Source organism: Alkalimonas sp. NCh-2 (assembly GCF_039631345.1).
Classification (GTDB): domain Bacteria; phylum Pseudomonadota; class Gammaproteobacteria; order Enterobacterales; family Alteromonadaceae; genus Alkalimonas; species Alkalimonas mucilaginosa.
This window is the reverse complement of sequence record NZ_JBDIUV010000001.1, coordinates 621,271-646,436: the sequence shown is the minus strand read 5'-3', so window position 1 is coordinate 646,436 and position 25,166 is coordinate 621,271. Positions and strand designations below refer to the sequence as shown.

Here is a 25,166-nt window from a genome sequence, read left to right as displayed (position 1 = left end):
CGTGGGAGCCTTTGTTCCTGACTTTTAATTCACCAAGATAACGAATTAGCACGACGACATATGGCAGAAAAACGTAATATTTTCCTTGTAGGTCCTATGGGTGCTGGTAAAAGCACAATTGGCCGTCATCTGGCAGACATGCTGCATCTGGATTTCTATGACTCTGATCAGGAAATCGAACGCAGAACTGGTGCCGATATCGCCTGGGTATTTGACCTGGAAGGCGAAGCGGGCTTCCGGGTACGTGAGGAAAACGTTATCCAGGATCTGACCGAAATGCAGGGTATCGTTTTGGCTACCGGTGGTGGTTCTGTTTCCAGCAAAGAAACCCGCAATCGCCTTTCTGCACGTGGTATTGTGGTCTATCTGGAAACTCCGATCGAGAAGCAGGTCGCTCGTACTCAACGTGATAAGCGTCGTCCTTTGCTGCAAACGGAAGAGGATTCTGAAGAGGTATTGACCCGTTTAGCGGCAGAGCGCAACCCGTTGTATGAGGAGATTGCTGATCTGACGGTTCGTACGGATGAGCAAAGCGCACGTGCTGTTGCCAGCCAAATAGTTGAGCAACTGGGTTTCTGATTTCGTATTGTAAGGGGAGCTGCTTATGCATCGTGTTCAGGTCGAACTGGGTGAACGCAGCTACCCGATAGATATTGGCCCGGGTTTATTGCAACAGCCGCAACGGCTGTTAAACCACTACTCACATGTCGTGATTATTAGCAATGATACCGTGGCTCCGTTGTACCTGGATCAGGCCAGCCAGCTGTTTGCGCATAGTAAGTTGCAGCATTTTTTGTTGCCGGACGGCGAAGCTTATAAAACACTGGAACAATACGAGCGCATTCTCAGCTTCCTGCTGCAGCAAAAATTCCCGCGTGATGGTTTATTGGTGGCTCTGGGCGGTGGTGTCGTTGGCGATATCACCGGCTTTGTTGCTGCTAGTTACCAGCGAGGGGTGGACTTTCTGCAGATCCCAACGACTTTGCTGGCGCAAGTTGACTCATCTGTTGGCGGAAAAACGGCCGTCAATCACCCGCTTGGTAAGAACATGATTGGCGCTTTTAAGCAGCCACAACAGGTGTTGATTGATACCTTAGTGCTCACTACCTTGCCTGCCAGAGAGTTTGCAGCAGGTATGGCTGAAGTGATCAAGTACGCACTGATTGCGGATGCCGCTTTTTTTGCTTATCTGGAGCAGCACAGTGCAGCGCTGCAACAACTGGAGCCGGATGCTCTGGCTGCCGTGATCCGTCATTGTTGTCAGATGAAAGCATCAATTGTTGCTGCCGATGAAACAGAGCAGGGCAACAGGGCTCTGCTTAATCTTGGTCATACCTTTGGGCATGCTATTGAGGCATGGCTTGGCTATGGCAACTGGCTGCATGGTGAAGCTGTTGCAGCCGGTATGGTAATGGCTGCACAGCTGTCGCAGCATCGCGGCTGGCTGACTGAGGCCGAGGTTTTACGCATTAAACAGTTGTTACAACGCTTTTCATTACCGGTGGCTCCGCCGGAAGGTATGATGATTGAGCACTTTTTGCCTTACATGAAAACCGATAAAAAAGTACGGGCAGGTAAGATGCGATTTGTACTGCCGACATCCTTTGGCTATAGTGAAGTCATTGATGATGTGGATGATACTGAATTAGTGAGTGTTTTCGCCTGAATGCTACCATCTACTCTGGCAACCAAGTTGCAAGCTCATGCCACCATCTTGCCCTCGCAGCGAGAACTGTTAGAGCGGGTATTATTTCAAATCGAGTTTAATGGGTTTCAGCATATTCATCTGGTGGGTGCTGCCGGTACCGGCAAGACTACCTTAGGATTGGTTCTGGCTGAGCTGTTCTCTGATTCGATGAACCTGGCCTACTTTTCGGCTCAACCCGATATGTCTACCAGCCAGTGTCAGCAGCTTTTACTGCAGCAATGGTTTGGCTTGAGTGATCATGAGGGGACGCTGATGCAGCAGCTCGAGCAACCTCAACCTCAACCATTGTTGTGGATCCTGGATGGTCAGGGTGCTTTGCCGGCAGCCTGCCTGTCGTTGCTGCGTGCCCATCCAGTGCACATTATTACCACAGGCCCTGAGGTGCTGCCTGAGGCCGATTTAAATTTGGCCATTCCGGCAATCACTGTCGCGGAAGCCGAGTCCTTGCTTCCCGCAGATATGCTACGCAGTATACCGGCTGCACAGCGCTTACAGGCTGCGGCTGGTAATTTGCACCTGTTGCTGGAACCTGATCGCATAGCTGCAAACCAGCAGAGCTCCGTGCTCCCCCGAAGCCCGGCACAAATCTATAGTACCCTTGCATTAGTGCTGGCATTGCTGCTTTGTACCGGAGGGCTGGTTTTTTGGTGGCTGTACCAAGCCGATGAACATCAGGTTGTCGAGGCGGATAATCAGCTGCGGTCACCGGTTTCAGCGTGGAGCCCGGTACAGCAGGCACAATCTACCTCATCGCCTGACCCGACAGCGCAAACTCAGCCTGGTTTATCTTCCGGCCCTGAACACTCAGAACAGTCCGGGGCGGTTTCTATGCTTGAGATGCCGGCGGCAGAGTTAGGGCTTGATGCGGTTGAGGCTGAAGTGGATGTTTCTCTGGAGACAAACCTGCCCATCGTTACTCCCGAGTCGGATGCGCCAGTTGATGTAGTCTTGACGGACGCTGAAACCCGGCGGTCATCCTTTTTACATGATGAAGCAGAGCTGCTTTCGATGGACAAAGCCCACTATGCGCTGCAGTTGGGTGTCTTTGCCAGCGTTGCGGCGGCAGAGCGTATGCAGCTAAGCTATCCTGAATTGCCGGTCATGATTTATCAGCGTCAGTCGACCAATCAGCTACCGCAGTGGGTTTTGGTGCTTGCTTCCTATGCCGCAGCCAGCGAAGCGCGGGCCATACGTGCGACCCTTCCTGCGGCCATCCAGGCTGAAACTCCGTTTATTAAGACGATAGCGCAGATCTGGCAAGAAATTGAAGACTTTCAGCAAATGCAAGGTAACCGCTTCGAATGAAAACCAAGCAACGGGCATTTCTGAAATGGGCAGGTGGTAAGTACAACCTGGTGGAGTCGCTGAGCCGCTTTTTACCTGAAGGCGACACGTTGGTCGAACCATTTGTCGGTGCAGGCTCCGTATTCCTGAATACCAATTACGCGCGCTATCAGCTAAATGACATCAATCAGGATTTGATCAGCCTGTATGGTATTGTACGGGACCAAACCGAGCAATACATTGCCGATGCACGGGCTTGCTTTGTGGAGTCAAGCAACCAGAAAGAGAGCTATCTGAGTATCCGGCAACGTTTTAATCAAAGTACCGATAGCTATGAGCGAGCTGTGCTTTTTTTGTACCTCAATCGCCATGGTTACAATGGTTTATGCCGCTACAATATGAAAGGCATGTTTAATGTGCCTTTCGGCAGTTATAAGAAACCCTACTTTCCGGAAGCTGAGCTGAATTTCTTTGCAGAAAAAGCCCAACTGGCAACTTTTAGTTGCAGCAGTTACCAGCAAGTCTTTGCAGACTTGTCGCCTGGCTCAGTGGTTTACTGCGACCCGCCCTATGTACCCCTTAGTAAAACCGCCAGCTTCACCAGCTATGCGCGGGAAGGGTTTAACCTGGACGATCAAGCTCAGCTGGCGAATTTGGCTGAAGTTGCTTGCTTGCAGGGGGTCACTGTGCTGATTAGTAATCATGACACCACCCTGACCCGCAAAATATATCAGCAGGCGCAGTTGCATCCTATTCAGGTAGGTCGCTCTATTAGCCAAAAAGGGCATAGCAGGAAAAAAGTTGCGGAAATATTTGCTTTGTATCAGGCTGCCGCTATAGCAGATCCCAAGGTAGTCAGCGTAGTACCCAGGATACGACAAGCAGCACGGTAATAACGAATAACACCGCCATGACGACACCTACCAGAATATAAGGCAAAGGGCTGCGGGCGGCAAAATCCTGTTGACGTTGTTGCTCAGATTGAACACCGATAAAAGCGCCTGCAACGGCCTTCAGAACTTGTCTCCAGGAAGCTGGACTATTTGCTGTCATGGCTGGCTGGGAGCATACGGTCCAGTAGCTCCAGCAAATCGACAAAGTGGAACTGTGCGGAACGGCTCTGGCCTTGTAACCAGCTAAGCCAGTTGAATTGCTGTTGGCACTCCGCAGTATTCTGGCAAGTCAAGGCTGGATGATGAGAGTGCAATAAGCTAAAACCAGCCGCTGCCAACAGCGTAGCTGCCAGCACTAAAGTGCGTGTTTTATGCTGTAAAAGTCCTTTCATCAGTGAAAATCCCGGAGCATCCTAACTATGGGGCATACCATAGCAAAAATTCGTCCGGGATACAAGTTATTTACTTTTGTGTTGATCTGTTGCTCAGAATGAGGCTGTCAGGCCAAAGAACACAGCCCGATCACCACTTTCTTTTTTGGTAGCAAAGGCCGAGGCAGTTAAGGTATCGGTAATGGCGTAATTCAGGCTGATGCCGATATCGTACAGGGACTCGTCCGAGTCTTCCCAGCCGGCATGCAAACCAATACTCCATTGGTCGTTCAAGGCAAACTCGGTACTGGCTTCAATGTAGATATTATCAAATTCGTCGTAGTAGAAAACCAGCCCTGCAAAACCAAAGTCGAGGCCGATATGGTATTCCAGGTAATCTTCATCAATGCCATCGAAGCGGTATTGCAGTACCCCAAAATCCAGTGCCAGACTCTCACTGACATCAAAACCGTACCCAAGATACAGATTGGTTTCCGAACCAACCTCCTGGTCGGTCGTACCCCAAAAACCAGCGTAAAAACCTTTGTAGTCCGCTTCGATGGAACCTTGAATATGAAAGTGATTGGTGAGTTTGTAACCCCGGAATACGTATTTGGTCATACCGCTGACTTCAGCGCTAATACCAACTTCATCCGCCTGAGCCGCCGGCAGGCTGCCCAGAGCCAAGACCAGTGCGCTGGCTAACATTGTTTTCTTCATGGTAGTTGTCCTTATGTTTTGGTTATCACACCCAGATTCCAAAATACGTGCCACTAAGTTTTAATTTTTAAAATCAATGTTTTGAGATTAGTTTGCGGTTTTGAACTTAGGCTAAATGGGCTGTGCTGGTGCAGTGCTGCCTGCTTTTTGTGCAATGAAGGCGGGTGCTTTTCAGATGTAAATTCAGTAAAGTAGCCACTCTTAACTGGTGGGAGAACTCAGTCATGCAACCTTATTTAATTGCGCCCTCTATTTTATCTGCCGATTTCGCCCGTTTAGGTGAGGATGTGGATCTGGTGTTGGCCGCTGGTGCTGATGTGGTGCATTTTGATGTGATGGACAATCACTATGTGCCTAATCTGACTTTTGGTCCTATGCTATGCCAGGCATTGCGGGATTATGGCATCAAAGCACCGATTGATGTGCATTTAATGGTAGAGCCGGTGGATGCACTGGTACCGCAATTTGCGGAGGCCGGAGCCAGTATCATCAGCTTCCACCCGGAAGCCAGCCGTCATGTTGACCGCACTGTGCAGTTGATTAAACAACATGGCTGTGAGGCTGGGGTGGTGCTCAACCCGGCTACACCACTTTCGGTGCTGGATTATCTGCTGGATAAAGTTGATTTGATCTTACTGATGTCGGTGAATCCCGGTTTTGGTGGACAAAGCTTTATTCCTTCTACCTTGCACAAGCTAAAACAGGTTAGGCAGTTGATCGAACAATCAGGTCGGCCCATCCGGCTGGAAGTCGATGGGGGCGTCAAAACCGACAACATTGCTGAGATTGCGGCGGCTGGTGCTGATATGTTTGTCGCCGGTTCAGCCATTTTTAACAGTAGCAGCTACCGCGATACCATTGATGCGATGCGGGCAGAGTTGGCTAAAGTCAGCTAAAACGTCGTTTCCTGCTGTGTCGCACTATGCGAAGCGGTTATACTCCAGCAATATTTTTTACTCTCTTAAGACGGAAAGATTTATGACAAGCAAGCCGATTGTGCTAAGTGGAGCGCAACCCTCAGGACAACTAACCATAGGCAATTACCTGGGCGCACTGCGGCAATGGGATCAGATGCAGGACGATTACAACTGCTTGTATTGCATCGTCGATTTGCATGCCATTACCGTGCGGCAAGACCCTACAGCACTTAGAAATGCTTCCCTGGATAGTCTGGCGTTGTATTTGGCCTGTGGTATTGATCCTGAGCGCTCCAGTATCTTTATGCAGTCCCATGTTGCTGAGCACAGCCAACTGGCCTGGGTGCTCAATTGCTACACCCAGTTTGGTGAATTGGGGCGGATGACACAATTTAAAGATAAATCCGAGCGCCACAACAACAACATCAATGCCGGCCTCTTTACCTATCCGGTACTGATGGCTGCCGATATTTTACTGTACCAGGCCAATCAAATTCCGGTTGGTCAGGACCAAAAGCAACACCTGGAGTTGGCTCGTGATGTGGCAATGCGCTTTAATGCGGTGCATGGGGATGTGTTTACGGTGCCTGAGCCTTTCATTCCTAAAGTCGCAGCCCGGGTAATGAGTTTGCAGGATCCGACGAAAAAAATGTCAAAATCCGACGACAACCCGCAAAACTTTATTGGTTTATTGGAAGATCCCAAAGTCATTGCCAAAAAAATCAAGCGGGCCGTGACTGACTCGGACGATCCACCGCGGGTGACTTTTGATCTGGAGGCTAAGCCCGGGGTTGCCAATTTGCTGAGTATTTTAAGTGGCGTCACCGGCAAAACGGTCGCTGAGCTGGAAGCCGACTACGAAGGCAAGATGTATGGCCACTTAAAAACCGATGTGGCTGATGCCGTGGTCGCCTTGCTTGAACCCTTGCAGCAGCGTTTTAAAGAAATCCGGGCCGATCAAAATCTGATGCATCAAGTACTGCATCAGGGGGCTGAGCAAGCGCGGCATCGTGCTGCCGATACCTTACGCAAAGTGTACGACGCCGTCGGCTTTGTCTTACCTTAATGAGTGCTTGAGTGAATACGCCACTGTCGCTGACTGCTGTAGAGGGCTTATTGTTTTTCCTGGCAGCGGCCGGTGGCGGCATGTTGCGTTTTTGGCTCAGCAATGTACTGAGTCGCCGACTGGGCATGGTGCTGCCATGGGGCACTTTGCTGGTGAACTGCAGTGGCGCTGTGGCCTTGGGTTTTCTGGCTGCCAGCCTGGCCAGGGCAGAACAAGCTGAACTGCTTTGGCTGGTGCTAGGTATCGGTTTTTTTGGTGCTTACACCACGGTCTCCAGTTTTAGCCTGCAAACCTTAAGCCTCTGGCAAGCAGGCCAATGGCAGGGGGCGCTGATCAATGTGTTGCTGACGCTTTCGCTTGGCCTGTGCTCAGCAGCACTTGGTTTTTACTGGGGGCATGGGTGAGCATTCGTCCGCACATCTACTTGTTGGTTGGGCTGGGCTCGGGGCTTGGGGCCAGCCTGCGCTTGCTGCTGTCTGTGTGGTTGCATCAACCGGATGTACTCTGGCCCTGGGCCACTTTTCTGGTGAATCTGTTTGGCTCTGTCTTTATTGGCTTTTACGCCACCATGGCTGGGGCCAGTGGACGCTGGCAGGTCAGCGAAGCACAGAAACAGTTTGTGCTGGCTGGCTTTTGCGGTGGTTTCACTACGTTTTCACTATTTAGCCTGGATTGGCTGCAGCTGATGCTGGCTGGGGCTGTCGGCTGGGCCAGTGGCTATGTGCTGATATCACTCTGCAGCTGGTTGCTGGCGGTCTGGCTTGGATACAAGCTGGCTCAGTGTTACTCAGTGAGAGTGGGTTAACAGCCCGATAGAGTATTTTCCTGGCTCAGTGCTTTATTGGCAGCTAGACTCTGGTTAGATTGAACCTTGTGCCTGTTTGTTTGCATACTGGCGCAGGTGTTGCCAAAAACAAGCAGAGCAGCAAGCCCAATGAAAGCACCTTCGATCCCTGATAATGAACCAGCCAGGCTGGTGGCCTTGTATGACACAGGCTTGCTGGATAGCCGGCAAGAGTCCCGTTTTGATCGCTTAACGCAACTGGTACAACAGTGTCTGGCCGTAGAAGTTGTGCTGATTTCTTTGGTCGACAAAGAGCGGCAATGGTTTAAATCGCGCCAGGGGCTCGCCGTGTGTGAGACTGCCCGCTCTATTTCGTTTTGTGGCCACACTATCTTGCAATCCGACATCCTGGAGGTGCCTGATGCGCACAAGGATAGTCGCTTTGCGGATAACCCTCTAGTCACAGGCTCGCCAAAGATCCGCTTTTATGCCGGTGCGCCACTGGCAGTAAGTGGTTTACGGATAGGCACCTTGTGTCTGATCAGTTCCGAACCGCGGCAGCTCAGTGCTAAAGAACGCCATATCTTGCGGCAATTCGCCGACGCGGTCGAACAGGAGATCCATGACCGCTTGCAAGAAAGAGCCTTGCGGGAAAGCAGGGATCAATTTAAAGCCTTAGTAACTAATATTCCGGGTATTAGTTATCGCTGTAAAGCGGATGCAAACTGGACCATGCTGTACATGAGCAGCAGCATCGATCCGTTATCCGGCTATCCCGCCAGTGATTTTCTGCAAAATTCAGCCCGCAGCTATGCCAGTGTGATTCATCCGGATGACAGGGACCGGTTAGAGCAGGTTGTAACGGCATCTATCGCTGCGAACAGCAGTTGGTTGTTGCATTACCGGGTTATGCACCGGGATGGCTATGCACGTTGGGTGGAGGAGCGGGGGCAGGTCGAGTACAACGAGGACGGCACTGTACTTTATCTGAATGGATTTATTATGGATATCACGGAGCGTATGCGTTTGCAGCAACTGAAGGATGAGTTTGTGGCGACCGTCAGTCATGAGCTGCGAACACCACTGACGGCGGTCAATGGTGCTTTGAAACTGCTAAGTGCGACTGAGCTGCAAGGATTGACCGGGCAAGGTAAAACTTTATTGGCTATTGCAGGCAGCAATGGTATTCGCTTGCAGCGTTTAATTGATGATTTACTCGATATTGAAAAATTAGTGGCAGGGAAAATGGAGTTTGAGCTGGAAGCTCAATACATTGGCCCTATCCTGGATCGCTGTTGGAATGATCACAGGGTCTATGCAGAGCAACGTCAGGTGTCATTGCAGTTACTTATCGCAGCAGAGGTGCAGCAAGTCCGGGTGGAGATTGATGAGCATCGGTTATTGCAAGTATTGGCCAATCTGCTATCCAATGCGTTCAAGTTTTCCCCTGATGGCGGCACAGTGGTGCTAAGTGCCTCCTGCCAGAATGATGCCTGGCTTGAAATCATGGTGCAGGATGAGGGGCCTGGCATTCCTGAGCATTTTAAAGAGAGAATTTTTCAGCGCTTTTCGCAGGCCGATGCCAGTAGTTCTAAGGCAAAAGGTGGAACTGGCCTTGGTTTGGCATTGTGTAAAGAGTTGGTTGAAGCCATGCATGGCGATATTGGCTTTTATTCGGAGCCAGGGCAAGGTAGTCATTTTTTTGTACGTTTTCCACTGCGATCTGTCTGAGCATGCGACAGCGCCCAGCGATTCTGAAACTCGCATCTTGAGGTTACTTAGGTATAGAATAGCGGCCATTCTTTAGTATGCTTGTGCCACTTGACCTGGAGCGAAAGGCAGCAAGCCACTTAACGCGGATGTGTTATGCTGCTAATGATCGACAACTACGATTCCTTTACTTGGAATCTGGTGCAGTATTTCCAGCAACTGGGCCAGCAGGTGGTAGTGCGGCGGAACGACGCCATTGATTTGGCTGGTATTGCACAGCTGGCGCCGGATTATCTGGTGATTTCACCCGGGCCCGGTACACCGGAGCAGGCGGGGATTTCGTTGGCTGCGGTGCAGCACTTTGCCGGTAACATACCAATACTGGGGGTGTGCCTGGGGCATCAGACGATAGCTCAGGCGTTTGGGGCTAACGTGGTGCGGGCACGTCAGGTGATGCATGGAAAAAACTCCTGGATCCGGCATAACAATCAGTCGATTTTCCGGGGCTTACCAAATCCGCTTAGCATTACCCGGTATCATTCCCTGTTGGTGGATAGTGCCAGTTTACCCAGCAGCCTGGTGCCGTTGGCCTGGGCGGAAGCGACAGAAGTACAGGCTGGTGAATTGATGGCGTTACAGCATCGTGATTTGCCTTTATATGGTGTGCAGTTTCATCCTGAAGCCATCTTATCGGATGCAGGTTTGGCATTGCTTCAGCAGTTTTTGCTGCAAAATAAACAGCTTGATAATCAAGCTTGACAGCTGCAGTCAGCCTAAGCAGTATGCAAATAATGTTTTCCTAAATTAAAGTACAAGGCCTGAATTCAGTGATGAATGCTCCAACGGTAGGACCCGACGTTACATTACGCTTTTTTGATGTCCTGATAGGCGTTGATCCTGAAAAACGTCAACAACACCTCCATCGGCAGCAACTGCCGGTTCAGGAGCGCACCTTACTTGCAGTAGAAGCTGCAGCACGCCAGGCGCGATTAGCCGATGCCAAAGCCAAAGCTCAATTTGGTGAGTTTGCTCAGGCGCACCTGCATGATCAGGTGGCTGACTTGCTGGCTGAGCGTCTTACCTCGCTGGATGACGTGAAAGCAAGCTTGTTTGAATTAACGCCAGCATATTACGCGCTGCTGGATTTATTAAGTGCCAAGGCGGTGACATTGAATCAGCTGGATCCGGCGATTAAAAAAGTCCCCTGGTTGGTAGAAGACTTGCTGAAGCTTATTAATCAGCCGAAGTATCGTAACCGGACGGCGTCAGGTGCGTTGATCAAAGATGTGAAGACAGGATTGCGCTTTCTTGGTCTGGAGGCACTGCAGTTGCTCATCCCGCTGTATGGCATGAAACGCTGCATGCCGCATTCGACGGAGCCATTCCATGGTTTGAAAACGGTCCTCTGGGAATACAGCCTGGCCACTGCCAATGCCGCCAGGGCGCTGGCAGATTTGTACCGTGAGCACAGATACACTGCTTTTTGTAGCGGCTTGTTCCATACGCTGGGTCATGTTGCGGTGGTCCGGAGCTACTTAAAAACCTACCAGCAGGTAAAGCGCGAGGAACTGCTTAAAGCCAGAGAAGCACGTGATATAGGGCTGATTGATGCACTGGATGTACTGGAGCCAGAGGCAGAGTTTCTTAGTGAACAGTTTACCGCCCATGCGGCAGTGTTAAGTGCAGATTTAACCTCACTATGGGGCTTACAGCGGTTGCCGCTGTGCCAAACCCTGGATCAGCTAGCAGAAGGAGTTGGTTATAGTGGCGCTTCGCCAATGGCCAGGGTGGTGCAACAAGCGCAAACCTTTGTGCAATGGCAACAGTTAAAAAAGCGCAATCGACTCAGTGCAGACGAAATGCAAAGCATGCTTAAATCGGTAGGGATGAGCAAAGATGCTTTACAGCTGTTGTTGCAAACCAATTTACTGAAACTCGATATGGATGGATAATTTTTTTTCCGATAAACATGCAACCTTGATGGACTGGTTGCTTTGTCAGCAGCTTTGCAGCCAGCAAGGACGCTTGCTTGGCTGCTCCGGTTGCTGGCTGAATTTTCGCTGAATAGCCGCTGCGTACTTATTCATTCCCCGTGCAAATCTATCTGCAGCCCTTGTTTTTATTGGCTTTGCTGACTTTTGAAGTGCAGACAGCGCTGAAATATTCTGCAATAATGCTGCAATCCGACAAGGGATGCAGGCGCCGCAGACGCCTGCTCCAAGCCGACAGCATAAAGAGGTAATCGAGAAATGGCAGAACAAATTCAGGTCACACGCAGTCTGTTTGATGAAGTTATGGTGCCAAACTACGCGCCTGCCGCTATGATCCCGGTCAAAGGCCAGGGCTCCCGCGTATGGGATCAGGACGGCCGTGAGTACGTCGATTTTGCCGGAGGCATTGCGGTGAGCAGCTTAGGCCATTGCCACCCTGCTTTAGTCTCGGCGTTAAAAGATCAGGCCGACAAGCTATGGCACCTGAGCAATGTGCTGACCAACGAGCCTGCACTGCGGTTGGCGGCTAAGCTGGTACAGCATACCTTTGCTGAAAAAGTGTACTTTGCCAACTCCGGTGCCGAAGCCAATGAGGCTGCCTTCAAGCTGGCGCGTCGCTGGGCACTGGATGTGCATGGCGAACACAAACAAGACATCATCTCCTTTAGTAAAAGTTTTCATGGCCGTACTTTCTTTACTGTCACTGTTGGCGGTCAGGCCAGTTACTCCGATGGTTTTGGCCCCAAGCCTGGTGCTGTGCTGCATGCCGAGTTTAATAACCTCGACAGCGTTAAAGCTTTGATCAGTGAGCGCACCTGCGCCGTGGTGCTGGAACCCATTCAGGGGGAGGGAGGAATTATTCCTGCCACTCAGGAGTTCTTGCAAGGCCTGCGGGCTTTGTGTGATCAGCACCAGGCCTTACTGGTGATGGATGAAGTACAAACCGGTGTAGGTCGTACCGGCCAGTTGTATGCCTATATGAACTATCAAGTACAACCGGATATTCTGACCACTGCTAAATCCCTGGGGGGGGGCTTCCCGATAGGTGCCATGCTAACCACCAGCGAAATTGCTCAGCATTTGAAAGTAGGAACGCACGGCAGCACCTATGGTGGTAACCCTTTGGCGTGTGCCGTAGCTGAAGCGGTGCTGGATACCGTCAATACACCAGCCGTACTGTCAGGGGTCTTGGCCAAAGAGCAGCTGTTCCGGCAGCGACTGGCTGCTATTAACGAGCAGTATCAGGTATTCAGTGAGGTACGCGGGCAGGGCATGTTGCTTGGCGCTGTGCTGAATGAGCGCTACCAGGGGCGGGCACGTGACTTCTTGCTGGCAGCAGCCGAGCATGGCCTGATGGTGTTGGTTGCGGGTGTGAATGTGGTGCGCTTTGCACCATCGCTGGTGATTACCGAGCAGGATATTCTGGCTGGCATGGAATGTTTTGAAAAAGCCGTCGCTCAAGTGGTAAGTGCGGCTTAACTAATAAAAGCAATAAGGCGCTACAGCGTCGTAAATGAAGCACTGAGGCGGCCTGGCTGCCTCTTTTATCTCAATCCCGCTGGCTTGCAAACGGCACTGTTGCTAGTTGCTGCAAAGCCTGGGGGATGCAACTGGAGAAAGCGACAATGATTGTGATTCGCCCAATCCGTGCCGATGACTACGCAGCACTGTACGACATTGCCGTGGAGTCTGGCCATGGCTTTACCTCCTTACCGGTGAATGATGAGCTGCTGATGCGTAAAATCAGCCGCTCAGAACGATCGTTTCAAAAAGCCGTGACATCGCCTGGCGATGAAGGCTATCTGTTTGTACTGGAAGATACCCAAACTGGTCAGGTGATGGGCACCAGCGCGCTGGAAGCTGCGGTAGGGCTGGATGATGCTTTCTACCACTATCATCTGGGCAAGGTGGTGCACAGCTCACGCTCACTGAATGTCTACAAAACGGTGGATATTCTCACTTTGTGCAACGACTACACGGGTGCCAGTGAACTTTGTACCTTGTTTTTACGGGAAAATTGCCGTCAGAAAAACAACGGCAAGTTGCTGTCCAAGTTCCGCTTTTTATTTTTAAAAGAATTCAGTGAGCGTTTCTCGGATCGGATTATTGCCGAAATGCGCGGGGTTTCTGATGAAAATGGCAACTCACCATTCTGGCAGTGGTTACAGGAACACTTTTTTTCAGTAGACTTCCCGACAGCAGATTATCTGACCGGCATTGGACAGAAAGTCTTTATTGCTGAATTGATGCCAAAGTATCCAATTTATGTCAGCTTGCTGAGTAAAGAAGCGCAAGCGGTGATTGGGCAGGTACATGGAAAAACCCGGCCGGCTATTTCATTGCTGCAGTCGGAGGGGTTCTCACATCGCGGCTATGTTGATATTTTCGATGCAGGCCCAACCGTCGAGGCCAATCTGGAGCATATCCGTTCGGCGCGTGATAGTGAAAAGCGGCAGGTGCGTATTGGTGACGTGAGCAAAGGTCAGCCCTATATGGTATGCAACACCAAGCTGCAGAGTTTCCGCGCCACCTGGCTGGAGTTATCCGTGCCAGAAGACAGCGATGAAGTGGTGCTGCCTGCATCCTGTGCCGAAGGGTTGCTGGTGCAAGCTGGCGACTGGGTTCGTTTAACCAGGATTTAAGTCCTGTCATCCTGCAACATCAGTTTGGGGATGGAACTAATTAAGGGGAGTAGTATGACAAGTCCTGTACAATTTATTCAGGGGGAGTGGCTGGAGGGCGAAGGCCATTCGTTTGTATCCATTGATCCAGCTAAGAACCAACAACTATGGCAGGGAAAGGCGGCGTCCGTTGCTCAGGTTAACGCTGCAGTCGCTTCAGCCCGTGCAGCCCAGTACAGCTGGGGTCAGCTCAGCTTTGACGAGCGTTTAGGCTTTGTGAAAGCTTTTGGTGAGCAACTGACCGAAAAAAAGGAAGTGCTGGCAGCTTGTATCGCGGAAGAAACGGGTAAACCCTTGTGGGAAACCCGCACTGAAGTGGCGGCCATGATCGGCAAAATTGACATCTCAGTGCGTGCTTACCAGGAGCGTACCGGCAGCAAAGAAAACCCCATGCCACAAGGCAAAGCTTTCCTGCGGCACAAGCCGCATGGCGTAGTGGCGGTGTTTGGTCCTTACAACTTCCCAGGCCACTTACCCAATGGTCATATCGTACCGGCCTTGCTGGCTGGCAACACCGTGCTGTTCAAACCAAGTGAGCTGACACCCAAGGTAGCCGAGTTAACAGTGAAGTTGTGGCAACAGGCTGGCTTGCCAGCTGGTGTGCTGAGTTTGCTGCAAGGTGAAGTGGAAACCGGCAAAGCGTTAGCCAGCCATGACGATATCGATGGCTTGTTCTTTACCGGCAGCTCCCGTACCGGCCATATTTTGCATCAGCAATTTGCCGGTCGGCCGGAAAAAATTCTGGCACTGGAGATGGGCGGCAACAACCCATTGTTGGTGCAGGATGTGGCAGATATTGATGCTGCTGTACACGATATCGTCCAGTCGGCGTTTATCTCCTCTGGCCAGCGTTGTACCTGCGCCCGCAAACTGTTTTTGCCGGCGACCGAGCAGGGCGATCGTATTCTGGCCCGTTTGCTGGATGTCACCGCCAACATCAAGGTCGGTTTGTACGACGATGACGATCAGCCATTTATGGGGGCGATGATTTCGGTGGCAGCCGCCAAAGGCATGTTGGATGTACAAAGCCAGCTGCAAAAAATGGGCGGGCGCTCGCTGCTGGAGATGAAGCATCTGCAAGCAGATACTGGCCTGGTGTCTCCGGGCATCATCGATTGCAGCAACATTCAGGATTTTCCGGATGATGAGCATTTTGGCCCATTATTGAAAGTGTTCCGCTTTACTGATTTTGATGCGGCTATTGATGCGGCTAACCGGACCAGTTTTGGCCTATCGGCCGGTTTGCTTAGTGACAGTGCAGAATTGTATGAGCACTTTTTCCGTCGTATTCGTGCTGGTATCGTCAACTGGAACCGTCCTATTACCGGCGCCAGTTCAGCAGCACCTTTTGGTGGCATTGGTAAAAGTGGCAACCATCGTGCCAGTGCTTATTATGCGGCTGATTATTGCGCTTACCCGGTTGCTTCGGTCGAGCTGGATAAAGTGCAGCTGCCTGAGCAGTTGTCGCCAGGCCTGAAGTTCTAAGCCAAAAGAATAAAGACAACGATAAATTTGATCGGGGCTTAAGCCCCGATTTGTTTTCTGGGCCAAATTTTGCTTAACTGTTAGGCAACTACAGCACTCTTTAAGGCAGTATCACGACCATGGTGATCGATAAACCCGGCTACGAACACTTGATCCAGTTTCTGGCAGAAAACCTGTCGTTGTTTGAGCAATCAGGCACGCCGGCCGCAGGCAACAAAAGTGTGGGGGAGTTTTTAGAAGAGTGCATCGCGGAGCAAATTATTCAGCTTTGTACTCAACACACTGAGCTGGAAGTGAACCACCGCAGCGTCATTATCCGGGAGGTCGATGGCATTATGTACGACTTTCAGGAAGTGCTGTCCAGCGTGCTGGAGAAGCCTGTGACTGAGGAACAAGCTGAAATTATTAGCGAAGTTGCTTTGTTGATTAAGAACCTGTTCGATAATGCGGTCGTTGATCTGCTTGATTAGCGCAATTCCCTTTAGTCATACTCTGGCGGCTTGGCAAAGTTTTCGCTAGAATATGCCCCCTTTGTGATCATACCGAGGTTTTTTGCGATGGAAGCATCCGTAAAATGGCTGGACTCGATGACTTTTGTCGGTCAGTCCGGCAGCGGTCACCAGGTGGTGTTTGATGCCAATAAAGAGCAAAGTACGGCACCAAGCCCTATGGAGATGTTGCTGATGTCAGCCGGAGCCTGTTCTTCGGTAGATGTAGTCAGTATTTTACAAAAAGCCCGGCAGCAGGTGCTGCATTGTGAAGTAAAGCTAACCGCAGAGCGGGCTGACAGCATTCCACGGGTTTTTACCAAAATGCATCTGCATTTTGAGGTCACCGGTGTGTCCCTCAATGAAAAGCAGGTGGCCAGGGCGGTAGAGCTATCCGCCGATAAGTACTGTTCGGTGTCGCTGATGCTGGCTAAAAGTGTCCAGGTCTCGCACTCCTACAGTGTAAAAGCCGCGGAAGGGTTGGCCAGCGCCGACTAACTTCCTGTCATCAAACAACTGGTGCCGCAGAGCAACAGGAGTGGAGAGCACACTAAGTGATCAATCCGTTTGAGAAAATAAAGCTGCATGGCTTTAATAATTTGACCAAAAGCTTAAGCTTTAGCATCTACGATATCTGTTACGCCAAAACGGAACAGCACCGCCAAGAGTACATTGAGTACATCGACGAGCAGTACAATGCCGACCGTTTAACCGATATTCTGTGTGAAGTAGTAGATATCATCGGCGCCAATGTACTGAACATTGCCCGCCAGGATTACGATCCGCAAGGTGCCAGTGTGACTATACTGGTAAGTGAAGAGCCAGTGCTGGAAAACCCGGATAACTCGGAGAACCCGGGCCCCTTGCCGGAGACCGTGGTGGCGCACCTGGATAAAAGCCATATTTGTGTGCATACCTACCCGGAAGTGCATCCACACGATGGTATTTGCACCTTTCGTGCCGATATCGAGGTATCGACCTGTGGCATTATTTCGCCATTAAAAGCGCTGAACTTCCTGATCCACAGCTTTGAATCCGACGTGGTCACCATCGACTACCGGGTGCGTGGCTTTACCCGTGATGTCAGTGGTACCAAGCACTACATCGATCACCCGATCAGCTCCATCCAGAACTTTATGGATGAGGAAACCAAAAATGCGTTTCAAATGATTGATGTGAATGTGTACCAGGAAAACCTGTTCCACACCAAGATGATGCTAAAACAAGGTGACTTAGACAACTATCTGTTTGGTGTCGGCACCGATTCGATGAACAAAGAGCAGGTGAAAGAAATCAGCAGCAAGGTGTTTAAAGAAATCCGCGAAATCTTCTATGGCCGTAATTTGCCGGATGTGAAGTAAGCTTGGCCATCAGTCCAATAAAAAACCGCTCAGCTGAGCGGTTTTTTATTGGACTAGTTTTGATGAAAAGGTAGCTATCAAAGCTATTGCTAACAGCTTTCATTTGGGTTGTTTACATTTATTTATTTTTGTTGTTTTTTTTCTTGGCATGATTTATAAAAGCCACCTTTGTTAAATATGGAGGTGGATATGAAACGGCTTTTCGTCACAATGATGCTGGTGTTTTTTTCTGCGTTAGCAAATGCGGAGTGTTCTGCTTTGCAGTGTGCAGGTGTCACCAATACCTTTCTACAATCACTAAAAACTACGGCAACCGATGTACAGCTTGGTTTTCCTGCAGGCGTCAATGCAGCGCTTGACTGTGAACTTTATGCTGGTCGTTATGCAAAAATGGCGGCGAATTCCATGCTATTTAAAAGTCAGCATGCCATTGTGTTAACAGCTATCGCATCCAATACCCCACTAATGATTCGTTTTGAACCCAGTGAAACCTATTGCATTGTTTCTGAAGTAGAAATACTGGTCGTCGAATAACTTATCCTGATTTATTTTTGGAAGGGACTCTAGGCATGGCTTCGTTCTGCGCTCGCGTATTATTTATCTGCTCTTTGGCTTTCTTCGCTATGCTGCGCCCCCTTTGGGCTGGTACCGTCTGGGTAGACTGGAGTGGTGACTATTATGTAGAGGTACCTGCAACAATCATCAGCCATGCCGATGAGCTTTCACCTGTTTTGCGGGCACGGGAAGATTATCCGTATTTGCGCATTATCAAAGATGGTGATCACTTTAGGGTAGAGCGGTTAACCCGAGCTCAGTTCGAAGCACTGAGAGCCATGTTGACAGAAGTTGGTAAGCGCTACCGTGGTGATTTCAGTGGGGATGGGCAGCCTGATCTCTTGCTACAAACCCGTGATGGCCTAGAGTTGTTGGTGTCCCATCTGCAAAGCCGTGGTATATCGCCACAAGCGCGCTCGTACAGCATCGGCAGTACTGTGAGCGAGCAGATGCAATTTCAGGATATCAATCAAAATGGCCGCCTTGATTTGGTCGATATGGCTGCAGGTACTGTCCGTTATGCTCAAGCCGAAGGTTTTTCCGTTGCATACCAACAAGGGGATTATGTAGGTAGCTTGGCCGGTGAGCATCAGGTTACGCCGTCAGGCGAGTTTTCTTACAATGTTCCGCTGACTTTGGCACCATCAACAGGTCAGTTCCAACCACAACTATCACTGAATTACAGTTCCGGAGCACCAAACGGGCATCTTGGGGTCGGTTGGGCAATCGGTGGCCTGCGCAGCATCGCGCGCTGTGAACAGAACTTAGAGCTCAATGGCACCATCACGCGGGTGGATTTCTCGGCCAATGATCGTTTCTGTCTGGATGGTCAGCAACTGATTGCGCGCAATGGCCAGACCTATGGTGCCAATAATACCGAATATCGCACTGTGCAGAGCTCTTTTGAGCGTATTGTATCAAAAACAGGCAGTGGCGTTACCGGTCCCGTCAGTTTTGAAGTAAGCGATACTCAGGGCAATACCTATTTCTTTGGCCGCCATGGCAGCGATAATGATGCTTTGGTATTAGCCAATAACAGCCGGGCTTTTGTCTGGGCTTTGAAACGGGTGCAGGATGCCTCCGGCAATTTTTACACCTTTCATTATCAACAGGTAGCAAACAGCCTGGAGTTTTATCTAACCCATGTGCGTTATACCGGCAATGGTGGGATAAACCCGGGCAATGAAGTGCGGTTTATCTATGAAGCAACACGCCCGGATAAATTGCTGAGTTATGTTGCCGGCCAGGCCATTACCACCACTCAGCGGTTACAACGGGTTGAGTCCAGAGCCAACGGCAATCTGTTGCGTCGTTACAACCTTAGCTATCATAATGCAGCTGTACTAGGGGCAAATGCTCCATCTCGGCTGCAAAGTATCACGGCCTGCGATGCAAACAACCTATGCTTAAGCCCTACCCAGTTTGCATGGAATCAGCGAAATTTTAATGACTTTACTGACGAAACCAGTGGCACTATTTCACGTAATAGTCGCTACAAAGGCCACCAGATGTGGGATTTTAATGGTGATGGCTTGCTCGATATTGCCTATGTTCGCAACAACAGAGGGAGTTCCTACGACCATTTGTATTTGATAGAAAACACTGGTACCGATATTGTTGAGCGGTGGCAATTGAATCACGCTGCTCATAAATCTTTCCGCAATACCTGGAAAATTGTCGATATGGACAAAGATGGCCAGGATGAAATTATCTATCGGCATACCGATGGTTATTGGTATCAAATTCGTTACAATGGCACTGGGTTTACCAACAGCCGGATTGCTGGCTTGCCTCAAACCAGCGGTGATGCCTACACCCATGTGGTGGATATGGATGGCGATGGCTTGCCTGAGTTGCTTCATACAGTCAATAACCGTTTGTCTGTTCAGCGGGGCACCAAAACTGGCTTTGCCAGTGCAGCAGAAACGGTGCAGGTCAATCTAAACAGCCCAGGTCCCAATTATACCGTTAGTTTGGTGCCTTTCGATCGTGAAGACAACACTATGCCTGCGACTGACTTTACCGGTAACGGCAAAGCCGACTTTATTATGCAGGTTCGGCAAACCTATGTGGACCCCAATCCGCCTATACGTCCCTGCCATCTACCACCATGCGATGAGCAACAGATGAGAAGCTTGAGTGCAAGCATTCCAAGCATGCGCAGTGATGTTCTCTTGCCGGCCTCTGAAGATGGCTTGTATCCGGTGCATCATTTTGTTGAGGATGCAGAGGAAAAACCAGAGCTGAGTGAAACAAAAGCTGGGCTGCAACGCATGGATTTTGCTGCCCAAAGCAACTCTTACAGCTCAGTGTTTTGGAAAATACTGGTGGCAGCCAACCGAACAACTCTGAATGAATACGTAACTATAGGGAACAGAAGAGATATTGATCAGGTGCAACCAGCCGATGTTAATGGTGATGGCTTGGCTGATATCCTGTACCGCCGTAGCTCCGATAAAATGTGGTTTTTACGGCTCAATAACGGCAATGGTTTTGAGGCTGCTATCCCGATAGCCGTAATTGATCAAGAGCAGTTGAAACTGGTGGATATTTATGGCGATGGCCGCTTGCAGGTCCTTGATAAAAAGTTAGTCAGGACTTCTGGTAGACCACCGTTCAATTTTAGATTTGATTTCCAGTTGCTGGAAATGGTCGGTCAGCAGTTTGTTCGGCGCGATTTCTTTTCGGATGGCATGAATGAGGATTACTGGAGTTCTCACCTGATTGATATGAATGGTAATGGTGCGGTGGACTTTCTCCGTTTCAGCGGCCGTTATGAAATCAAATACCGCACTGATACCGGGCGGGATCGCATTGTGCAAGTGGTGGATGGTTACAACGAGCGCACAACGGTTAATTACTCGACGTTGGCTGTACCAGGGGTGCATGAGCGTCGCAGTGATGGCCCTTCCAAAAACTGGGGGAATGGTCATTTAGTTCGTGATATCAAAGGGGCAGTGCCTGTGGTGCGTACTGTGCAAACGTCACAGGACCGGCTGACCTACGCATACACTGGCGGCAAGATGCAGGTTGGTCGCGGCATGCTGGGCTTTGAGCAAGTTCAAATCACCAGCTTAGCCGCTGGTCAGCGCACCACCATGACTTACCGGCAGGATGGCGACTATCGGGGCAATGTCAGCAATGTTCGGGTAGAGATCCGTAACCCTTCGGCTGGTGGTACGACCCCGATTGACCCTTGCTTGATCAACCCGGGTTTTTGTAATCCGGATCCATGCTTTGACCATCGGATTTGCCAGCAGCCGTATAAGTCCGCGTGGCAAGCGCAGACCGATGGTTTTAGTACGTCATCCGTATCAACTTCCAACAGCAATTGGCGCTTAAAAAGCGACACCACCACCAGCTATGCTCTGCGCGCCAACAGTTTGTTCAGTACCAACAGTAATAAAACCCAAACGCGCTTTGCCTACCCAACCAGCTCCACAACACGGTTATACAATACCGATACCGCTTCGGGTGGGGTGATCTCTACCCAAACACAACAAATCACCAGCATCGATTTGTTTGGTCAGCCTCTGACTCAAATTGACAAGCTGGAGGATGCCTACAGCACTATCACCAGCACCACCACTAATGGGTATACCCTGGAAGGCCAGCACTTTGGTGGCCGTCTTACCAGCAAAATAGTGCGTAAAGAGCGGCGTCATCATTATGGCAATCAGACGCAACCAGCTGCTATCACGTTGCAAAACAGTTTTGGTTACGATAGCCGTGGGCGCTTAACCTCAATGATCTCCGACAGTGGCATTAGCACCACTTATGTACTCAATGCTTTTGGTTTAATCACCCGGGAAACCGTATCAGCCACTGGTATGGCATCCAGGGTCGCAAATCGCGGCTATGATGGTGCTGGCCGTTATCTGCTGTGGGAAGAAAATGCTCTTGGGCAAAGAACTACTTACGATTACACCAATCGTGGTTTGCTTAATTACACCCAGTACGCCAATGGTCAGCGTGTTTACAATGATTACAATGGCCTGGGGCGTTTAATCCGTACCACCACGACACCCGCCAATAATACCAGCAAAACCGGCTCCGCCGTGCTGGTGAGCAGTCAAAGCCAATACTGGTGTACTGCCAATACCAGTCATTGTCCGGCCACAGCGTCGTATTTCACCGAGTACCTGGCACCAGGTACCGCCACCCGCAGGGTGTATGCGGATTTACTGGGGCGCGAAGTACGCAGCAGCACCCGTGGCTTTAATGGCAGCTGGGTGTACAGCGATACCTTCTACGACGCCAAAGGCCGGGTCGAGCGGGAGACCATTCCTTATTATGCCGGCAGCAGCAATCCGGCGGCGACTCTCTACAGCTACGATGAGCAGGGCCGGGTGCTCGATGTTACCCGGCCAGATGGCTCGCTTTGGCAGACTGAGTACAATGGCCTGACCACGGTCAGCATAGCGCCGGGCAATCGGCGTACCACTGAAGTGCACAACAGTGCCGGCGACTTGGTGCAGGTGATTGATGCGGTTGGTAGCCAGGCCTGGTACTACTACGATGCCAATGGCAAGAGCACCATACTGGCAGGCCCAAGTGGCAAGAACCTGGTGGTACGTTACGACAAATGGGGCAACAAAACCCGCATTACCGATCCGGATGCTGGCGTTACCAACTATGTCTACAATGGCTTTCATGAACTGATCCGGCAGCAGGATGCCAAAGGCCAGCTGGTGGAGTACAGTTACGATCTGCTGGGCCGGCAAAGCCGGATGCTGCGTAAAACGCCAGCCGGTGCCATCGAACACGATGTCGAAACTCGTTACGATACTGGGGCTTATGCCATAGGCCAAGTCAGCTCGGTCGAGGATAAAAAGACCAACTACCGCATCAGCTACGCCTACGATACCTTTGCCCGCAAACGGCAGGAGACTATCCGCTTTGACGATGGGGCGACTTACACCCAGCAGTGGAGTTACGACAGCCTGGGTCGGCTGCGCACCGAAACTGACGCCACCGGCGGTGGTCTGGTGTACAACTACAACAGCCACCACTGGCTGACCAGTATCGATGATAAAGACATACGTTCCGGCGGCTCAGCGCGCCGCTACTGGCAAGCTACGGCTGCGGATGCGCTGGGCAATATCACTCAGGATCGGCTGGGTGACCGCATCAACCGCACCCGGCAGTACGATGCCAACACCGGCTTGCTTACCCGCATTCAAACCACTGCCAGCGGCCAGCCGCAATTGCAAAACTGGCATTACCGCTGGGATGAGCTGGGCAACCTGGAATGGCGGCGGGATGATACGCTGGGGAATAAGGAAGATTTCACTTACGACACCTTAAACCGGGTACGCACCAGCCGTATTACCAGCCCGAAAGGCAATACCAATGTCACCATCGCTTACAATGCGCTGGGCAATATCACCTCCAAAACCGGGGTGGGTACCTATCACTACGAGAGTGCCCGGCCGCATGCGGTGACCCGGGTAACGGGTGCCCGGCCGAACAGCTACCAGTACGATGCCAATGGCAATATGGTGCGGGATAACGAGCGCCAGCTAAGCTACAACAGCTGGAACAAACCAACCCGCATCAGCAAAGGCAGCTATCAGGTTGATTTCAGCTACGATCCGTTCGGCAATCATTACAAGCGGGTCGAGTTTGGTGGTGCCAATGGCAACTTTATTCCGATTATGATGAGCAGCATCACCACCTTTATTCCGCAAATCAAGGAAACGCGGTATATCGGCAATGTCGAGCTGATCCGAATGGGCAGCGACACCTGGTTGCAGCGCCGTTATGTCGGTGGGGTAGCGGTGGTGAGCAAGCTGGCCACTCAGACGGCAGCGCAATCAGTGATTCGTTATATGCTGGGGGACCACCTGGGCTCTACCCATGTGGTTGCCAATGCCAATGGCGTTGCCGAGCAGGTGATGAGCTTTGATGTGTTTGGTGCCCGGCGTGATACCGAAAGCTGGGGCCTGCGCCATGCCGAGGCAAGTTCTGGCTTGCTAACCAGTGCTTTGACCTTACGGGGCTACACCGGCCACGAGCAAATCGATGATGTCGGCCTGGTGCATATGGGCGGGCGGGTGTACGATCCGATTTTGGGGCGTTTCCTGCAGGCCGATCCATTTATCCAGCAACCCAACAATATTCAGAACTTTAACCGCTATAGTTATGTGCTGAATAATCCGCTCAATGCGACCGATCCCTCGGGGTATTTTTTCCAGATGCTGGTGATTTGGGCGGTGAACTATGTGGCGGCGGCTACATTAACAGGTGCTGCCTTCACCGCCTTTACCATGGCAATGACCGCCTATCAGTATTATGGTTATGCCCAGATGGCGGTGGGAGCGATGCGTGCCATTGATGGCGGTGGTACGGCGATGGCGAACTTTGCCGGGGGGATGGCGAAGGGGTATGCTAAGGGATTGGCTTTCCATTCGGTCATGGGCGATCCGCAAGAGCTGGGTGAGGCGCATGCGGCAAGAAGATCCGGTGGAAATGGTGATTCTCCTGGTGAGGTGAATAATGGCCAGGGAACAACCAGTACGGATGGGCATGGTGTTGTCTCTGGGAATAGTAGTGTAGGAGCTGATCGTAGCACAGGGGCGAACCAGAATGCTGTTTTGCTGGATTCTCCTGACTTTAAGTATGCTGGTGGTGCGGATGGCGGGCTTAATCAGGGGCGATACGTCTTTACCGGGCAACTGCCACAGCAGAGTAATTTTTGGTTAAACTTTACGGCTGGATTAGCAGATAACTTTACCTGGGGTTTATCAGAGGGTTTTACATCCGCAAATAGTGGTGTTAATAAAGATTCCTTGCCCTATAAGCTTGCTGCTATTGCTGGATTAAGGGGGGCTGGTAAGCAAGCCACTAAAACGGCTCTTAAAACGAGTAAACGCTCGCATTATGTGAATGCACAGCTGCCAACTGAAGGGAAAGTAAGATATATCCCTCCTAAAAATTGGCATCCAGATAATCCTTTACCCCGAGGTCCAAGAGGTGGATATATGGATAAGTTTGGTAATGAATGGACAAAGGGCCCTTCTAGAACTCGTGGCCAGGCATTTGAGTGGGATGTGCAGCGACCAAATGGACGTCATTGGAATATATCGCTTGATGGTAAAGTTACTCATTAAGAAAGTTAAACATTGTTGACGTTATAGTTCCGAGTTGCAT

At 50.8% G+C, this 25,166-nt stretch carries 22 protein-coding genes; 19 read left to right on the top strand and 3 right to left on the bottom strand.

Annotated elements, in window-relative coordinates; all coding sequences use genetic code 11:
* Positions 1 to 60 precede the first annotated feature (60 nt).
* The 4 genes from aroK to ABC502_RS03115 are packed head-to-tail and all read left to right on the top strand — an operon-like array spanning position 61 to position 3,885.
* Positions 61 to 579 carry a shikimate kinase AroK gene (aroK, locus tag ABC502_RS03130; RefSeq protein ID WP_330086758.1) on the top strand — a complete coding sequence of 173 codons (519 nt, stop codon included), beginning with the start codon at positions 61 to 63 and terminating at the stop codon, positions 577 to 579.
* A gap of 25 nt (positions 580 to 604) precedes the next feature.
* Positions 605 to 1,666 carry a 3-dehydroquinate synthase gene (gene aroB, locus ABC502_RS03125; protein ID WP_345914857.1) on the top strand — a complete coding sequence of 354 codons (1,062 nt, stop codon included), beginning with the start codon at positions 605 to 607 and terminating at the stop codon, positions 1,664 to 1,666.
* Positions 1,667 to 3,013, top strand: coding sequence for an SPOR domain-containing protein (locus ABC502_RS03120; RefSeq protein ID WP_345914856.1), 1,347 nt, complete (start codon positions 1,667 to 1,669; stop codon positions 3,011 to 3,013).
* Positions 3,010 to 3,885 (top strand): Dam family site-specific DNA-(adenine-N6)-methyltransferase, encoded by an 876-nt coding sequence (locus tag ABC502_RS03115; protein WP_330086761.1) that lies wholly within the window; start codon positions 3,010 to 3,012, stop codon positions 3,883 to 3,885. The genes ABC502_RS03120 and ABC502_RS03115 overlap by 4 nt, the downstream gene beginning before the upstream one ends.
* On the opposite strand, the gene ABC502_RS03110 is transcribed toward ABC502_RS03115, so the two are convergent.
* The 3 genes from ABC502_RS03110 to ABC502_RS03100 form a co-directional block, all read right to left on the bottom strand.
* Positions 3,848 to 4,045, bottom strand: coding sequence for a DUF2970 domain-containing protein (locus ABC502_RS03110; protein WP_330086762.1), 198 nt, complete (start codon positions 4,043 to 4,045; stop codon positions 3,848 to 3,850). The two genes, ABC502_RS03115 and ABC502_RS03110, sit on opposite strands and share 38 nt — an antisense overlap.
* Positions 4,032 to 4,277: a hypothetical protein gene (locus tag ABC502_RS03105; protein WP_345914855.1), complete on the bottom strand. Its 246-nt coding sequence runs from the start codon at positions 4,275 to 4,277 to the stop codon at positions 4,032 to 4,034. The genes ABC502_RS03110 and ABC502_RS03105 overlap by 14 nt, the downstream gene beginning before the upstream one ends.
* A 93-nt stretch (positions 4,278 to 4,370) precedes the next feature.
* Complete coding sequence (locus ABC502_RS03100; RefSeq protein WP_330086764.1) at positions 4,371 to 4,976, bottom strand: TorF family putative porin; 606 nt, start codon at positions 4,974 to 4,976, stop codon at positions 4,371 to 4,373.
* 224 nt (positions 4,977 to 5,200) lie between these two features.
* On the opposite strand from ABC502_RS03100, the gene rpe reads away from it, so the two are divergent.
* The 15 genes from rpe (at position 5,201) to ABC502_RS03025 (ending at position 25,126) form a co-directional block, all read left to right on the top strand.
* Positions 5,201 to 5,872 carry a ribulose-phosphate 3-epimerase gene (gene rpe / locus ABC502_RS03095; RefSeq protein ID WP_330086765.1) on the top strand — a complete coding sequence of 224 codons (672 nt, stop codon included), beginning with the start codon at positions 5,201 to 5,203 and terminating at the stop codon, positions 5,870 to 5,872.
* 82 nt (positions 5,873 to 5,954) lie between these two features.
* A complete protein-coding gene (gene trpS / locus ABC502_RS03090; RefSeq protein ID WP_330086766.1) occupies positions 5,955 to 6,959 on the top strand; it encodes a tryptophan--tRNA ligase in 1,005 nt (334 codons plus the stop codon).
* Positions 6,960 to 6,970: 11 nt separating this feature from the next.
* Positions 6,971 to 7,363 carry a fluoride efflux transporter CrcB gene (crcB, locus tag ABC502_RS03085; RefSeq protein WP_345914854.1) on the top strand — a complete coding sequence of 131 codons (393 nt, stop codon included), beginning with the start codon at positions 6,971 to 6,973 and terminating at the stop codon, positions 7,361 to 7,363.
* Positions 7,360 to 7,764 carry a CrcB family protein gene (locus ABC502_RS03080; RefSeq protein WP_345914853.1) on the top strand — a complete coding sequence of 135 codons (405 nt, stop codon included), beginning with the start codon at positions 7,360 to 7,362 and terminating at the stop codon, positions 7,762 to 7,764. The genes crcB and ABC502_RS03080 overlap by 4 nt, the downstream gene beginning before the upstream one ends.
* Positions 7,765 to 7,893: 129 nt before the next feature.
* Entirely contained in the window at positions 7,894 to 9,474 is a 1,581-nt protein-coding gene (locus ABC502_RS03075) for an ATP-binding protein (RefSeq protein WP_345914851.1), read from the top strand.
* Between the two features lie 135 nt (positions 9,475 to 9,609).
* Entirely contained in the window at positions 9,610 to 10,212 is a 603-nt protein-coding gene (locus tag ABC502_RS03070; protein WP_345914850.1) for an aminodeoxychorismate/anthranilate synthase component II, read from the top strand.
* Positions 10,213 to 10,283: 71 nt separating this feature from the next.
* Positions 10,284 to 11,405, top strand: coding sequence for an HDOD domain-containing protein (locus ABC502_RS03065; RefSeq protein ID WP_330086773.1), 1,122 nt, complete (start codon positions 10,284 to 10,286; stop codon positions 11,403 to 11,405).
* 297 nt (positions 11,406 to 11,702) lie between these two features.
* Positions 11,703 to 12,923 carry an aspartate aminotransferase family protein gene (locus ABC502_RS03060; RefSeq protein ID WP_345914849.1) on the top strand — a complete coding sequence of 407 codons (1,221 nt, stop codon included), beginning with the start codon at positions 11,703 to 11,705 and terminating at the stop codon, positions 12,921 to 12,923.
* 146 nt (positions 12,924 to 13,069) lie between these two features.
* Positions 13,070 to 14,086: an arginine N-succinyltransferase gene (gene astA, locus ABC502_RS03055; RefSeq protein ID WP_330086775.1), complete on the top strand. Its 1,017-nt coding sequence runs from the start codon at positions 13,070 to 13,072 to the stop codon at positions 14,084 to 14,086.
* Positions 14,087 to 14,140: 54 nt separating this feature from the next.
* Positions 14,141 to 15,610 (top strand): succinylglutamate-semialdehyde dehydrogenase, encoded by a 1,470-nt coding sequence (astD, locus tag ABC502_RS03050; protein ID WP_345914848.1) that lies wholly within the window; start codon positions 14,141 to 14,143, stop codon positions 15,608 to 15,610.
* A gap of 119 nt (positions 15,611 to 15,729) precedes the next feature.
* Positions 15,730 to 16,080, top strand: coding sequence for a DUF3802 family protein (locus ABC502_RS03045; RefSeq protein ID WP_330086777.1), 351 nt, complete (start codon positions 15,730 to 15,732; stop codon positions 16,078 to 16,080).
* A gap of 87 nt (positions 16,081 to 16,167) precedes the next feature.
* Entirely contained in the window at positions 16,168 to 16,596 is a 429-nt protein-coding gene (locus tag ABC502_RS03040; RefSeq protein WP_330086778.1) for an OsmC family protein, read from the top strand.
* A gap of 56 nt (positions 16,597 to 16,652) precedes the next feature.
* Complete coding sequence (gene speD, locus ABC502_RS03035) at positions 16,653 to 17,459, top strand: adenosylmethionine decarboxylase (protein WP_345914847.1); 807 nt, start codon at positions 16,653 to 16,655, stop codon at positions 17,457 to 17,459.
* Positions 17,460 to 17,648: 189 nt separating this feature from the next.
* Positions 17,649 to 17,993, top strand: coding sequence for a hypothetical protein (locus tag ABC502_RS03030; protein WP_345914846.1), 345 nt, complete (start codon positions 17,649 to 17,651; stop codon positions 17,991 to 17,993).
* Between the two features lie 35 nt (positions 17,994 to 18,028).
* A complete protein-coding gene (locus tag ABC502_RS03025) occupies positions 18,029 to 25,126 on the top strand; it encodes an FG-GAP-like repeat-containing protein (RefSeq protein ID WP_345914845.1) in 7,098 nt (2,365 codons plus the stop codon).
* The last annotated feature ends 40 nt before the right edge of the window (positions 25,127 to 25,166 follow it).